The organism is Mycetocola manganoxydans (assembly GCF_003667545.1).
Taxonomy (GTDB): domain Bacteria; phylum Actinomycetota; class Actinomycetes; order Actinomycetales; family Microbacteriaceae; genus Mycetocola_A; species Mycetocola_A manganoxydans.
The window spans coordinates 125,721-139,614 of sequence record NZ_RCUV01000001.1 but is presented as its reverse complement, the minus strand read 5'-3'; the positions used below and the strand labels follow the sequence as shown (position 1 = coordinate 139,614).

The following is a 13,894-nucleotide window of genomic DNA, read 5'->3' as shown; positions in this document are numbered from 1 at the left end:
CGGGCAGTGTCAGCGTGCGGTGGTCGGCGGCCGGGGGTCGACGGCAGCGATGACCGCTGTCTCCAGGTCCAGGAGCGCGTCGGAGAGGGCGACGACGTCGCGCTCCGACGTGGGGAGGGTGTCGAGAAGGATGCTCCGGATCTCGTTCGGATTCCGTCCGAGCACCGAGGCGACGGCATCCGACACTTCGGGAACGCTCGCGTGCCGGGAGAGTCCGAGGGCATTGCCAAGCCGCCCGACGGTCCCGATCCTCAACGCGTCGATGGCACGCGTCCTCGCGGCGGTCCGCTGGTACAGCCGGGATCGGCCTTCCATCGTCTCGCCCGATGGAACGGTGACAGGGAGATCTTCGGCGACGAGAGGGCCGAAACGGCGGCCGCGCCAGAACATGGCGACGAGCACGGTGATGGCGAGGAGCGACGTCACCGGCACGAGCCAGGTCGGGGTGAGCTCCTGAAGGGTCGGGGGGCCGGTTGCTTCAACATCAGCGACGGAGGGCAGGAACCAGACGAGCCGATCGGTCCCTCCGAGCAGTCCCAGGGCGAGTGCGGCGTTGCCGTGGAGGATGACGGCGTCGTTGGACAGGAGGTCAGCGGGGCCGAGCAACGAAAGGGTGTCTCCGCCGTCGGGAATGGTGACAAGCCCGAACCCTCCAGTCTTCGCGGGGAAGCAACCAACGGCATCCGGGTTCCCGGGGATGTCGAGAAGCGGACCGGCGCTGATCGAGCCGGCGCGGTCGGCCACGGCGAGGTCGCACCCGGCGTCGAGGATCTCGTCCGGATCCGCCGTTCCCGCTGCGTTGACTCCGGGGGCGACGGCCTGGAGCTGACGGAACCCGGGGCTCAGGAGCACGGCGTCCTCTGCCTGTTCCGTGAGAGCGGTGAGGCGTCCTGCCGACAGGTAGCCGGACGGATCGTAGATCGCGAGGGTCGTGCCGGGTTCGCCGGACTCGGCGATGGCCTCGTCGTACCCCTCGGGCAGGATAACGTCGACACCCTGTTCGCGGAGAACCTGGGCGACGGCCTTCGCGCCGGTGGGCGCAGCGCTCGACGGGTCGAGCAGCAGGTCGCTCGCCGCTCCGCCCCTGGTGAGGAGGAGCGTCGCGGTGACGACGAGGATGCAGACAAGCCCGACTCCGGCCCAGAACAGTCCGCGCCTGGCGACGGTTCGTGCCCGTGGCGTCAGGACGGTGGCATCGGAGGGGGCTGCGGTCGTGGTGGTCATGCCGGCACCTCGGCGTCCACCGCTTCATGCCGTCGAGGGGATTCTCCCTGCAGCCTGGCATCGAGCCGTCGCACGCGTTCATAGTCGTCCGCTGTGCCCTGTTGCCCGAGGTAGCGAACCCCGTCGAAGATCGTTGCGGCGTTCGCAAGGTCATCGGATGCCGGGGGGAACGCGCCGGACGCACGGAGCGAGAAATCATGTGCGGTCGTACCGGGGCTGACGAGAACGATGGTGCGTTCGGACAAACCTCTCGCGAGGGCACGGAATTGCTCGAGAACGGCGAGCGTCCAGTTGCCCGCCGATGCGGCGGCTGCAGCGTCCCGTCGGAGTTCCGCCGCGGTGCGGCGATCTTCGTCACCGAACAGCCCGGTAGCAGCGCCGCTTCGCCGGTTGACTCGCGGAACACCCCAGATGAGCAGCGCTACGATCAGGCCGGCGACGACGAGGCCGACGATTGCGACGGGCAGCCAGTCGAGCGGGACCGATTCGCCCGGCTGGAAGAGCCGGAGAAGCCAGTCGAAGAACCGCTGGCTGAGGATGTCGAACAGGCTGGGGCGTGCAGCGGCGTACTCCGGCTTCGACAGTTCCTCGAGAAGCCAGTCCCGTGCGTCGGGCGCGTCTGGCACGACCGGGACATCGAAGCCGGCGTTGCTCGCTAGGCCCACGGAGATCCCGCCGGAGCGGCCATACCCGGTGCAGGCCGGCCCGATGCCTGGACGAGGTACGGGTCTGGCGCTGAAGCGTCGCCTGACTGCCTCGCCTCGACGAACCGGATGAGCTCGAGGTCGAGCCCCTCCTTGCGCATGCGGAGGTCGATGTAGATGAACGCGATGGTCGCCGACTGGACGACGCTGGTGACGGATGCCACGAGCAGGGTCACGATGATGAGGGCGACATAGAGCAAGGCGGGCGCGATCCAGTCCTCAGCGGTGGACGCAGTCGGGTCGATCAGCCCGAGGGCGACCGTGTAGAGCAGTGAGATCGGGGTGACGACCACCTGGGACACCGTTCCGACGATGAACGCGATCAGGTACTGCACTCCGAGGGTGCGCCAGAAGTAGCCGTCTGTGAGTCGCCACGACCGGCGGGCCGCTTCGATCACACCGGTCCGCTCGAGCACGAGAATGCTCGGTACGAGCGAGAACTTGACACCGAGCCAGATCGCAAGCGCGAGAATCGCGAGGCCGGCGAGGATGGCGAGGATCACCCCAGCGGCGATGAAACCGCCGCCGAGCGCCACGAGCATCCAGACGATACCGACGACAATGGCTACGGCTACGGTCACGGCACCGCCGGCGAGAAGAGTCCAGAGCAGCAGACGGCCGAGTCTCGGCCATGTCGCTTTCCAGGTCTCGCGGAGGGTGAGCTTCTCGCCGAGAGTGGACCGTGCCGCCTCCGTCACGATGACACCCTGGAGGAAGACCGTCGCGCCGATCCCCACGAGGAAGGGCACGATCGAGCCGATCAGAATGGCGACGAGTCCACCGGCGGCCACGGCCTCCTGGTCCTCCGGCGCTGCGCTCGTGATCCGGCCGATGACGAAAAAGGTGATGATGCCGAGCACGACCAGGCTCACCACGACGGTGATCGCCTGGACGAGGAGTGCACTCCCGAACGTCGCCTTGGGGTTCCGTTTCAGGGTGAGGAATGGGGCGCCGAGGAGAGTGCCGAAGCCCAGCGGGCGAAGCGGAATGAGCCCCGGTTTGGGGGGAGGGGTCCATGCGCCTGGCGCGTCTGGAGGGAATGGGCCGCCGTGCTGCTGACCGTAGCCGGGGAACTGGCCTGGGGGCATCTGGCCCTGCTGCGGCGGGGCAGGAGCGTACGGGGGCTGAGGCGGATACTGCTGGCCGTATGGCTGAGGCGGGTACTGCTGGCCGTAGGGCTGCTGCGGCGCAGGCTGTTGGGGGAACGGCGGAGGGAAAGGCTGGTCCGACTGCCATTGCGGGGTCTGGGACTGAGGGGCGGCGGCACTGGGAGGTGGGTTGTGTCCCGCCGCGGATGCGCTCGGCGTCGAGCCGCCCGGTGCCTGCCAGTTGTCGTCGTTCGTCACTCACGGCCCCTTCGAGAAGTTCGACTTTTTCGCGCTCCCTCATCGTGCCATACCTGCCCTGCCGACACCACGAAGGCATCGGCATCCGCCGTGAGCCGCGGTTCTCGGCCAACTGCCACCGGGTTGCGGCTAACCTTGAGCCAGGTATTGCAGGTCAGCGAGACGCTGCCCGCACACGAATCGAGAACGAGGCGTATGAACGCACGGATCCTGGTGGTCGACGATGACACCGCGCTGGCCGAGATGATCGGGATTGTGCTGCTCACCGAGGGTTTCGAGCCCTCGTTCTGTGCCGATGGGTCAGGAGCTCTCGACGCTTTCCATGAGTCCCGTCCCGACCTGGTGCTGCTCGACCTGATGCTGCCAGGGATCGACGGCATCGAGGTGTGCACGCGTATCCGGAGTGAGTCGGGAGTACCGATCATCATGCTGACCGCGAAGACCGACACGTCCGACGTCGTCAAAGGCCTCGAGTCCGGCGCTGACGACTACATGGTCAAGCCTTTCAACCCGAAGGAGCTCGTCGCGAGGATCCGCACCCGGCTGCGCCCGGCGACGCCCGACTCCCAGGATTCGCTGCAGATCGGGGATCTCGTCCTCGATGTGGCCGGACACGAGGTCAAGCGCGGGGAACAGCGGATCAACCTCACCCCCCTCGAGTTCGACCTCCTCCTCACGCTGGCGTCCAAGCCGCAGCAGGTGTTCACGCGCGAAATGCTGCTGGAGCAGGTGTGGGGCTATCACTACAAGGCCGATACCCGTCTGGTCAACGTGCACGTCCAGCGCTTGCGCGCCAAGGTCGAGGACGACCCGGACAACCCGCGCATCGTCATGACGGTGCGCGGCGTCGGCTATCGCGCCGGCGCCGGCGCAACCGTCTGAGGACGCGATGGGACTCGGCCAGGGCGTCTCGGGCATCCGGCTCGAAAACTGGAGGACGTGGCCGGCGAGGGCCGCGCGCTCCTGGCGACGGTCCCTGCAATTCCGCACGATCGTCGTCACGCTTGCCCTGTCGCTCTTCGCGCTGCTGATTTCAAGCTTCTACATGGCGATCACCATCGGGAACGACCTGTTCCAGTCGCGAGTGACGCAAGTACAGCAGGACTCGGCCCGAGCGATCGAATCGGCCCAGAACATCCTGGATTCGTCGAGCGGCGCCGGGCGGACGGGGACACAGGAGCTGATGGGTGCGGCTCGCGAGGAGATCGCGCGGACATCCTCGAGTTCGATGATCGCGGGCTACCGGGCGCCGGGGCAGGAACCGACCGCAACGGGGCCGCAGGACTTCGAGAACGTGCGTCTCAACGGTGTCGTCTCTGATGAACTGCGCAAACTCGTCCAGAACAACCCCGAGGAACAGTGGTGGCAGTCCGTGTCTCTGCCGGCGGCAGATGGCAGTTCGGTCCCCGGCATCGTGGTCGGCTCGCAGATCACGCTGCCAGAGGGCAGCAGGTGGGAGATCTATATCGGGTTCGATCTCAGCGACACCGAGCAGACCCTGCTTTTCGTCCAGAGGACGCTCCTCATCGGCGGGCTCACGCTTCTCCTGCTCGTCGGGGCTGTGTCGTGGGTGATCGTGCGGCTGGTGGCCAACCCGGTCCGCGTCGCTGCCGAGACGAGTGAGCGGCTCGCGCAGGGCGACCTCGAGGTGCGGATCCCGGTGAAGGGTGAGGACGAACTCGCGACCCTCGCACGCTCCTTCAACGGGATGGCTGACAGCCTGCAGTCCCAGATCCGCGAGCTGGCGGAGCTCTCGCAGGTCCAGCAGCGATTTGTCTCCGACGTGTCCCATGAACTGCGCACGCCGCTCACCACCATCCGTCTCGCCGGCGACGTCCTCTACGATCAGCGCGTTGACTTCCCCCCGGCCACGGCCCGAACAGCGGAACTTCTGCACACGCAGACGCAACGCTTCGAACTCCTCCTCGCTGACCTGCTTGAGATCAGCCGCTACGACGCCGGTTCGGTCGAACTCGAAATCGAACCGCACAGCCTCGTCCATCTCGCCGAGGACTCGATCGAAGGAATGGCGTCGCTCGCCGAGCAGAAGGGCTCGGACGTCCGCCTCGTCGCCCCCGGCGGATACTCCAACGTCGAAATGGACCCGCGTCGCATCCGCCGCGTCGTCCGGAATCTGCTCGGCAACGCCATCGAGCACGGCGAAGGCCGTCCGATCGTCGTCACCGTGGACAGCAACGAACAAGCGGTCGCCCTCACCGTGCGTGATTACGGGCACGGGATGACCGAGGCGGACGCCCAGCGGGTGTTCGACCGGTTCTGGCGCGCAGACCCGTCCCGCAAGCGGACGATCGGAGGCACCGGGCTCGGCCTCGCCATCGCACTCGAGGATGCGCAGTTGCATGGCGGGTCCCTCGAGTTGTGGTCCGTCGTCGGCGAAGGGACGTGTTTCCGCCTCACCCTGCCTCGGGCCCTCGGCGGTGTCGTGACCAAGTCGCCGCTTCCTCTGCCGCCGGAGGACGCGTCCACGGATCTCGGACACGATGCGGATGCAACGGCGCACGAGGAGAACGCCAGGGATACCACCCAGCACGAGAAGGGAGTCGGAGTATGACCTGGAGTTCACGCAGGCTGCCGGTCACGGTCGCCGTACTCGCTGCAGTGATCCTTTCTGGATGCTCCGGAATTCCGCAGTCCGGGGCACCGCGCATCGGCCAGCCGGTCGAGGGCGCAGGCGACCCCGAGGTGCAGTTCATCGCAAACAGCCCCGAGGCCGGTGCCAGTCAGGAGGAGATCCTGCGCGGGTTCATCGACGCGGCGTCGAGCCCTCGCGAGGACTACGCGACGGCGCGCGAATATCTCGCGCCAGACATCCGTTCGTCGTGGGACCCGGACTTCAACGTCATCGTCGACGAACCGGGGGTGAGGAGCTATCGCGCCATGGATGAGCGTTCGATGGAGCTGACGGTCCGTCCGGTGGCCGAGGTGAACGCGCAAGGGGAGTACACCGAGTTCGCTGCGCAGACCTCGCTCACGCAAGGCTACGTGTTCACGAAGGTGAAGGACGAGTGGAGGATCAGCGTCGCGCCCGACCGTGTGATTCTCGACTCCCAGCGTTTCAACGACGTGTTCAGCTCGTATCCCGTCACCTTCTTCGATCCGTCCTGGACGTACCTCGTGCCTGATCTGCGGTGGTTCCCCTCTAGGACGTCGACGGGCACGCGCATCGTGAAGGCGCTTCTGGACGGCCCGGGACCGCTCCTCGACGGGGCGGTGCGGACCGCATTCCCCGAGGGTACGGCGCTGACGAAGAATTCCGTCCCCGTCGTCGGCGATGTGGCGCAGGTCGATCTCAGCGGGGAAGCCTTCCAGGCGAACGAAGACACCCTCCAGCGGATGAAGGCTCAGCTCGACGCGAGCCTCACCGGAGTGTCCGCGATCAACTCGGTAAGCATCACGGTGAACAACAGCACCGAGACGATCCCCGATCTCACGCTCCCGTCGCCGCGGGTGGATCCCCGCGCGCTCGTGCTGACCGCCGACGGATTCGGGTTCCTGTCCGGTGGAGACTCGATCGAACCGCTGCCCGGAATCTCCGATCAGGTCGAAGCCCTGCAGCCGACAGCCGTCATCGTCAGTCCATCCCATGACCTCGCCGCGGCCCGCACGACCGCCGGGGTCTTCGCCGTCCGCAGCTCGAGCGACGAGCCGCTGCGGGTCGATTCCCGTCCGGGACTGATCGCACCGGCGCTTGACGGGTTCGGGCACATCTGGACGGTGCCGGCAACGGCGCCGGCGACGCTCATGGTGTCCCGCGGGGACGGTTCGCAATCGCCCGTCGTCACCAGCTGGCCGGAAGCGTCCTCGATCCTGTCCCTCGCCGTGTCCCGCGACGGGACGCGCGTGCTCGCCCTCGTCAAGGTCGGCGATGAGTCCCGCCTGCTTGCTGCCGGGATCCAGCGCGACCAGGACTATGTTCCCGTCAGCCTCGGGGACCCACAAGCGCTCGCCGTTGGCACCGGGTCAGCCATAACGACGACCTGGGTCGATGACGTCACGATCGCCACGCTCACCACGGGAGCCGATGGATCGACCGACGTGGTGCACCAGGTGATCGGTGGCCAATCGGAAATCCTGCAGGGCCCCGATGGCGCGGTGTCTCTCGTCGGCGGCACCGGGTTGCGACAGCTGCGCGCGATCGTGGATGGCGGCAATCTCACTGTTCTCCGGACATCGGCCTGGCAGGTCATCGGATCGGGCGTCGTTCTCATCGCCACGCAATTGGGAACCCCCGGCTGACCCCTCCACCATCCCCTGGCGGCAGGGCCCTCTCCACATACCCCGCGAAGCCGGGCGTGCACACGCTCTCGGGGCAGAAGCTGGCTGCATGGATTTCGTGCGTCTGCTCACCGCCACCGCAGCGGATGCGCTCTCCGTGCTCATCCCGGTGGCGTGCGCCGGCTGCGGGGCACCCGACGCCGCGGTCTGCGCCGCGTGCGCCGTCAGCATGCGCGCGCCCCCGCTGCGGTCGGAGCTCACCCCCGGGTTTCCGGTGTGGGCGGGAACCGAGTACTCGGGCGCTGCGCGACGCGTCGTGCTCGCCCTCAAGAACGAACAACGGACCGACGTCTCCCGCGCCCTTGCCCGTGTCCTCCTGCCCGCGATCGAGCACGCCATAGCGGCCTCGTCAGGTATTTTCCCGCAGAGAATCACCCTGGCCACCCTGCCGTCCTCCCGGGCGGCGTATCGCAGGCGGGGCTATCGTCCTGTCGACGTGGTCCTGGCGAAAACCGGCCTCGGCAGGGAGCATCCGCTCGTGTGGCAACGACAACCCGTTGACCAGATCGGCCTGGGCATCGCGCAACGTCGGGCCAACCTGAACGGTTCCCTCCGCGCGCGCCCGCGGCTCGACGGCAGGGCCTTTCTGCTCGTCGACGACGTCGTCACGACAGGGGCGACGCTGCTCGAAGCGCACAGGGCGCTGACCGCCGCCGGCGCAAAAATTGTTGGCGCCGCTGTGATCGCCGGAACTCCGCGGCGAAGACGCGAAGGGTGAGCCGGCCTCACGCATTGCTCAGTGACTTCTGCCCCGGGCGGGACTACGGTGGGGGCTAAAGGCGTGAAAGGACCGCCCTGGATATTGCGGCGGCACGCCTGATCTGGGAGGTTGACGTGGAAACAAACATTGTCGGACAAGGCCTGGGACTCACGGACCGCTTTCGCGATTACGTGGAAGAAAAGTCGGAAAAGATAGCCCACCTGTCGGACCGGGCCCTCGCATTCGAGGTCAAGGTCAGCCGTCACCACGACAAGAGCGGGAAACCGGGGGACGACCGGGTCGAGCTCATGCTCATCGGACCCGGACCGCTCGTGCGTGCCGAGGCAGCAGGGTCAGACAAATACGTGGCCTTCGATCTGGCAATCGCCAAGTTGCTGGAGCAGGTGCGCCGGGCGAAGGACAGGAAGAAAGTCCTGCGCGGCAAACGCCGCACGTCGCTGCATGCAGCGAGCTCTGCCGGGTTCAGCGGAATCGACGTCGAACCGGCCGACCTGGACACGATCGATCGTGTCGCCACCGGATCGGTCGCGACGCTTGAGGCCGAGAGCGACGATGAAGCCGAGTACAGCCCCGTCGTCATCCGCGAGAAGGTGTTCCCCGCCGAGTTCATGACGGTCGACGAAGCCGTCGACCGGATGGAGCTCGTTGGTCACCCGTTCTTCCTCTTCGTCGACGCGAAGACCGACCGGCCGAGCGTCGTGTACCGCCGGAAGGGCTGGGACTACGGCGTCATCGGCCTCGACGATGACGCGAAGGATGAGAAGAAGCGAGCCTGAGAAAGGTCGACCGTTCACGCGGGTGCCCGATCGGGTACCCGCGTGAACCATGTTCGGGGGGATACCCGCTGATTCAGGATGCTCCCACCCCGAGCGCGACTAACATGGAAACGGTTATCCGTTCGAGAGTCCGGTGACCGCCCGCGCACACGGCGCGGCCGCACGTCGGACAAACGTGCCCGAGAGCAAAGTGGAGTTCAATACGTGGCCTCAGTACTAGAGAAGGTTCTTCGCCTGGGCGAAGGCCGTCTGATCCGGAAACTCGAGAACATCGCGACGGCAGTCAACTCGCTCGAGCCGGACTTCTCCGACCTCACTGACGAGGAATTGCGGAACGAGACCGCCGAGTTGCGTGAACGTTTCGGCAACGGTGAGACCCTCGACGATCTGCTCCCCGAAGCGTTCGCGGCAGTGCGCGAGGCATCGAAGCGAACCCTGGGATTGCGTCACTTCGACGTTCAGATCATGGGCGGCGCCGCACTTCACCTCGGCAACATCGCCGAGATGAAGACCGGTGAAGGGAAGACGCTCGTCGCGACCCTTCCCGCTTACCTCAACGCGATCGCAGGCAAAGGCGTCCACGTCATCACGGTGAACGACTTCCTCGCCACCTACCAGTCCGAACTGATGGGCCGCGTCTTCCGAGCCCTCGGCATGACGACGGGCGTGATCCTCTCCGGGCAGACCCCCACAGAGCGGCGCGAGCAGTACAACGCCGACATCACGTACGGCACCAACAACGAATTCGGTTTCGACTACCTGCGCGACAACATGGCCTGGCAGTCGAGCGATCTTGTCCAGCGCGGTCACTTCTTCGCGATCGTCGACGAGGTCGACTCCATCCTCATCGACGAGGCGAGGACCCCGCTCATCATCTCCGGTCCATCGTCAGGCGAAGCGAACCGGTGGTTCGCCGAGTTCGCGCGCCTCGCAACGGTGCTCGTCGAGGGTGAAGACTACGAGGTCGACGAGAAGAAACGCACCGTCGGTGTGCTCGAACCCGGCATCGAAAAGGTCGAAGACTACCTCGGCATCGACAACCTCTATGAGTCCGCGAACACCCCGCTGATCTCCTTCCTCAACAACTCGATCAAGGCACGCGCCCTGTTCAAGAAGGACAAGGACTACGTCGTCATGAACGGCGAGGTGATGATCGTCGACGAGCACACCGGCCGTATCCTCATGGGCCGTCGTTACAACGAAGGCATCCACCAGGCGATCGAGGCCAAGGAGGGCGTCCAGGTCAAGGCCGAGAACCAGACTCTTGCGACTGTCACCCTGCAGAACTACTTCCGGCTCTACGAGAAGCTCTCCGGTATGACCGGTACGGCAGAAACCGAAGCCGCCGAATTCATGTCGACGTACAAACTCGGTGTCGTTCCCATCCGCACCAATAAGCCGATGCGCCGGATCGACGGTTCGGACCTCGTCTACAAGAACGAGGAAGTGAAGTTCGCGCAGGTCGTCGAGGACATCGCCGAACGCCACGAGAAGGGTCAGCCCGTTCTGGTCGGAACGACGAGCGTCGAGAAGAGCGAATACCTCTCTCGGCTCCTCGCCAAGAAGGGCATCCGCCACGAAGTCCTGAACGCCAAGAACCACGCGCGTGAGGCAGCGATCGTCGCCCAGGCCGGCAGGCTCGGGTCGGTCACCGTCGCGACGAACATGGCCGGTCGAGGAACCGACATCATGCTCGGCGGTAACGCCGAGTTCCTCGCCGTGCAGGAGATGAACGCGAAGGGCCTCAGCCCCGTCGACACGCCCGAAGAGTACGAAACGGCCTGGGACGACGTGTTCGCCGCCGTCAAGGACAAGGTCAACGAAGAAGCGGAGAAGGTGATCGACGCCGGCGGTTTGTACGTGCTCGGTACCGAGCGCCACGAATCCCGCCGCATCGACAACCAGCTGCGGGGTCGTTCCGGCCGTCAGGGCGACCCGGGAGAGAGCCGGTTCTACCTCTCTCTCACCGACGACCTCATGCGACTGTTCAACTCGGGTGCCGCTGAAGCGCTCATGGGCAAGGGTGGCGTACCCGATGACATGGCCATCGAATCGAAGTGGGTCAGCCGCGCCATCCAGAGCGCCCAGTCCCAGGTCGAGTCACGGAACGCCGAGATCCGCAAGAACGTGCTCAAGTACGATGACGTCCTCAACCGCCAGCGTGAGGCGATCTACACCGACCGCCGTCACATCCTCGAGGGTGACGATCTTCACGAGCGCACCCAGAAGTTCCTCGAGGATGTGATCGATGAGGTCCTCGACGTGCACATCAGCGAGGGCAACGGAGACGACTGGGACTTCGACGCGCTCTGGGTCGATCTCAAGACGCTGTACCCGATCACGCTCACGATCGACGAGGTCCTCGCAGAGGCCGGCCAGAAGGGCAGGATCAACCGCGACTTCATGCGGCGCGAAATCCTCTCCGACGCTCGCCTTGCGTACTCCCGCCGCGAGGAGCAGCTCGGTTCTCCCGCCATGCGCGAGCTCGAACGCCGTGTTGTCCTGCAGGTCATCGACCGCCGCTGGCGTGACCACCTCTACGAGATGGACTACCTCAAGGACGGCATCGGCCTGCGTGCGATGGCTCAGCGTGACCCGCTCATCGAGTACCAGCGCGAAGGCTTCAGCATGTTCCAGCAGATGATGGGACAGATTCGCGAGGAGTCCGTCGGTTACCTGTTCAACCTCGAGGTCGAGGTCAAGAAGGGGGCGACGGAGGAGGTCACGTCCGTCGAAGCCAAGGGACTTGACCGCCCGGAGGGCGAAGACGAGAAGCTGAGCTACTCCGCCGCGAATGAAGGTGGCGAGGTCGAGGTTCGCAACCAGAAGGGGCAGATCGAGAAGGCCGCGACGGCTCGAGCCCAGCGCGCGACCGAGACCGCAGTTGTCCCGACCACGGGAGCGACGCCCGCGCAATCCACCGCTCGAGACGCCTTCGGCCAGAAGAGCGAGGGATCGGCAGCGGACGGTAACCGCGCCGATCGTCGGGCCCAGGGCAAGAAGAAGTAACGGTCGATCGCGACGATACCATCATGCCCCGTCCCACATCGTGGGACGGGGCATCGTCGTTCAGAGAACGGCGATCGCGGTGGCTCGCCAGCGACGGTCCATGCCCTCAAGCCGGATCGCGACCGCGCGTGACCGCGTGCGCTGGTGAACCATCACGACAGCTTCGACCACTCCGTCGCACGGTTCGAATACCGAGATCGTCCCGATTGTGAGCACGGGCCGCACCGCCTGCAGCCCTTTCACCTGGCGGGCGCGCGCTGACACCACCTGGCGTTTGAGCAGATGTTTATAGACGTCTTCGGAGATCCAGCGCGCGAGTTGGTCGAGTTCCCGCGCGCCGGCGAGAACCTCCATGACGCATCGGGTGAGGTTTTCGAGAAGAGGCTCAGGCGGTGGAAGCTCATCGGTCGGGGTCTTCTGCCTGCCGAAGAACTGCTCGGGGTCGAACGGGGTGTGCGCCTGCCCGGCGCTCGGTACAGCGGATGCCGGTTTCCCGGCAGTCGGGGAAGTCATTCGTGGCTCCGTGAAAGACATGCAACGGAAAACAGCCAGGACGGGGTGGGCACGGCGGCCAGGGGCAGGGCCTGGAGTCCGGCGCCAGGTGGCGCCACTCGGTGACAGGATGCCTGTTTCGGGTCCATGCATGACCTGCGTCAGCAGTGCCCCGGCGAATCCGGGGCGGGTTATGTCGAGCTACTTTTCCAGCGTCCGCCCGCGGTTGTAAAGCCCCACATTTCGATCTGTGGATAACGTTCGCGCTGGAGCCTGTCGAATCGCTACTCTCCATCCATGCGCTGGGACAGCCTCTTTGACGACCTGGAAAGCCAGCTCGAACACGAGTTGCACGCCGAAGAACTGGACAGACGTGCCGAGGAACACCGGCTCCGCCTGGGACGGCTGACTCTCCGTGACCGGCTGCAGACGTTCTCGGCGCCGGGTGGGCGGCGCGGGAGGGTCGTGCTCGATCTGGTGACCGGGTCGAGGGTCACCGTGCTGCCGCAGGCGTTCGGACGGGACTGGATGTCGGGCGACCTCGACCCGCAGGGCGGAGCATCCGGTGCGTGCATCGTGCCGCTCGACGCCATCGCCGGCGTCATCCTGCCGAAGGACGATCTGGCCAGAAGTCTCGATGTTCCCGACCGGGACGAACAAGCCCCCCGGCTGACCGACAGGATCGGGCTCGGTTTCGTCCTCCGCGATCTCTGCCGGCGCCGGGTCTGGGTTCAATTGCACTGTGGAACGACGGGGGAGACGATCCACGGGGGAACACTGGACCGGGTCGCGGGCGATCATGTCGACCTGGCTGTTCACGAGGCCGGTGCTCCACGCCGCGAACGGAACGTCAGCCACGTTCGACTCGTCCCCATCCGGACGATTTCGATGATCGTGCTTTCGTCGGTGTAGCCGCGTTCGTGCGGAAAGGCGTCTCGATTCACGAGCCGTCAGGCCGCCGGATCGTTCCGTTGGAGATCTCCGGAAGGCTTGCGAGGTCGGCCTCCCGCCACAGGCCCATCCGTCGGGTCTCTTCGTATTTGTTCTCGATGTACACCTCGAGGACCGAGCGCTCGATCCGCCAGCGCCCGGGCGTGCCGACCCGGATGGCGGGCAGTTCCGCCGAACGCACGAGCTCGATCACCTCGGCAGTGGAGATGTTGAGCAGGTCGGCAGTGTCGGCCACTGTGAGGAAGCGCCCGACGGAGTCGGAAGAGACCGTGTCCATGGATCGATTATTCCGCGCCGGGTCCCCACTCGAAATGACTGTGGATAACTTTCTCGCTGACCGGGAGAACTTGACACGATGGATGTCGCCCACTCGCA

General features: G+C 65.9%; 12 protein-coding genes. 7 read left to right on the top strand and 5 right to left on the bottom strand.

Annotated features, from left to right (window positions below):
• Nucleotides 1-9: 9 nt before the first annotated feature.
• The 3 genes from D9V29_RS00665 to D9V29_RS00655 are packed head-to-tail and all read right to left on the bottom strand — an operon-like array spanning nucleotide 10 to nucleotide 3,274.
• Complete coding sequence (locus tag D9V29_RS00665) at nucleotides 10-1,224, bottom strand: DUF4350 domain-containing protein (RefSeq protein ID WP_121671394.1); 1,215 nt, start codon at nucleotides 1,222-1,224, stop codon at nucleotides 10-12.
• Nucleotides 1,221-1,889 carry a DUF4129 domain-containing protein gene (locus D9V29_RS00660; protein ID WP_121671393.1) on the bottom strand — a complete coding sequence of 223 codons (669 nt, stop codon included), beginning with the start codon at nucleotides 1,887-1,889 and terminating at the stop codon, nucleotides 1,221-1,223. The genes D9V29_RS00665 and D9V29_RS00660 overlap by 4 nt, the downstream gene beginning before the upstream one ends.
• A complete protein-coding gene (locus tag D9V29_RS00655) occupies nucleotides 1,880-3,274 on the bottom strand; it encodes a hypothetical protein (protein WP_121671392.1) in 1,395 nt (464 codons plus the stop codon). Before D9V29_RS00655 ends, D9V29_RS00660 begins: the two co-directional genes overlap by 10 nt.
• 195 nt (nucleotides 3,275-3,469) lie before the next feature.
• On the opposite strand from D9V29_RS00655, the gene mtrA reads away from it, so the two are divergent.
• From mtrA to secA, 6 genes are all read left to right on the top strand, one after another.
• On the top strand, nucleotides 3,470-4,156 hold the full coding sequence (gene mtrA, locus D9V29_RS00650; protein WP_121671391.1) for an MtrAB system response regulator MtrA: 687 nt from the start codon (nucleotides 3,470-3,472) through the stop codon (nucleotides 4,154-4,156).
• 7 nt (nucleotides 4,157-4,163) lie between these two features.
• Complete coding sequence (gene mtrB, locus D9V29_RS00645) at nucleotides 4,164-5,846, top strand: MtrAB system histidine kinase MtrB (RefSeq protein WP_121671390.1); 1,683 nt, start codon at nucleotides 4,164-4,166, stop codon at nucleotides 5,844-5,846.
• Nucleotides 5,843-7,531: an LpqB family beta-propeller domain-containing protein gene (locus tag D9V29_RS00640; RefSeq protein ID WP_121671389.1), complete on the top strand. Its 1,689-nt coding sequence runs from the start codon at nucleotides 5,843-5,845 to the stop codon at nucleotides 7,529-7,531. The genes mtrB and D9V29_RS00640 overlap by 4 nt, the downstream gene beginning before the upstream one ends.
• 88 nt (nucleotides 7,532-7,619) lie before the next feature.
• Nucleotides 7,620-8,288, top strand: a complete 669-nt coding sequence (locus D9V29_RS00635) for a ComF family protein (RefSeq protein ID WP_183084861.1) — start codon at nucleotides 7,620-7,622, stop codon at nucleotides 8,286-8,288.
• A gap of 116 nt (nucleotides 8,289-8,404) precedes the next feature.
• A complete protein-coding gene (hpf, locus tag D9V29_RS00630) occupies nucleotides 8,405-9,067 on the top strand; it encodes a ribosome hibernation-promoting factor, HPF/YfiA family (protein WP_121671387.1) in 663 nt (220 codons plus the stop codon).
• Nucleotides 9,068-9,271: 204 nt separating this feature from the next.
• Entirely contained in the window at nucleotides 9,272-12,076 is a 2,805-nt protein-coding gene (gene secA / locus D9V29_RS00625; RefSeq protein ID WP_121671386.1) for a preprotein translocase subunit SecA, read from the top strand.
• Nucleotides 12,077-12,136: 60 nt separating this feature from the next.
• On the opposite strand, the gene D9V29_RS00620 is transcribed toward secA, so the two are convergent.
• On the bottom strand, nucleotides 12,137-12,589 hold the full coding sequence (locus D9V29_RS00620; protein WP_229790399.1) for an Rv3235 family protein: 453 nt from the start codon (nucleotides 12,587-12,589) through the stop codon (nucleotides 12,137-12,139).
• Between the two features lie 276 nt (nucleotides 12,590-12,865).
• Here D9V29_RS00620 and D9V29_RS00615 point away from each other — a divergent pair, with 276 nt between their 5' ends.
• Nucleotides 12,866-13,480 carry a hypothetical protein gene (locus D9V29_RS00615; protein ID WP_121671384.1) on the top strand — a complete coding sequence of 205 codons (615 nt, stop codon included), beginning with the start codon at nucleotides 12,866-12,868 and terminating at the stop codon, nucleotides 13,478-13,480.
• 28 nt (nucleotides 13,481-13,508) lie between these two features.
• On the opposite strand, the gene D9V29_RS00610 is transcribed toward D9V29_RS00615, so the two are convergent.
• Nucleotides 13,509-13,796 carry a helix-turn-helix domain-containing protein gene (locus tag D9V29_RS00610; protein ID WP_121671383.1) on the bottom strand — a complete coding sequence of 96 codons (288 nt, stop codon included), beginning with the start codon at nucleotides 13,794-13,796 and terminating at the stop codon, nucleotides 13,509-13,511.
• Nucleotides 13,797-13,894 lie beyond the last annotated feature (98 nt).

Bases quoted from the DNA above. Each gene is read 5' to 3' on its own strand.
- D9V29_RS00665 (WP_121671394.1), bottom strand. From the start codon at position 1,224: ATGACCACCACGACCGCAGCCCCCTCCGATGCCACCGTCCTGACGCCA.
- mtrA (WP_121671391.1), top strand. From the start codon at position 3,470: ATGAACGCACGGATCCTGGTGGTCGACGATGACACCGCGCTGGCCGAG.
- mtrB (WP_121671390.1), top strand. From the start codon at position 4,164: ATGGGACTCGGCCAGGGCGTCTCGGGCATCCGGCTCGAAAACTGGAGG.
- D9V29_RS00640 (WP_121671389.1), top strand. From the start codon at position 5,843: ATGACCTGGAGTTCACGCAGGCTGCCGGTCACGGTCGCCGTACTCGCT.
- D9V29_RS00635 (WP_183084861.1), top strand. From the start codon at position 7,620: ATGGATTTCGTGCGTCTGCTCACCGCCACCGCAGCGGATGCGCTCTCC.
- D9V29_RS00620 (WP_229790399.1), bottom strand. From the start codon at position 12,589: ATGACTTCCCCGACTGCCGGGAAACCGGCATCCGCTGTACCGAGCGCC.
- D9V29_RS00615 (WP_121671384.1), top strand. From the start codon at position 12,866: ATGCGCTGGGACAGCCTCTTTGACGACCTGGAAAGCCAGCTCGAACAC.
- D9V29_RS00610 (WP_121671383.1), bottom strand. From the start codon at position 13,796: ATGGACACGGTCTCTTCCGACTCCGTCGGGCGCTTCCTCACAGTGGCC.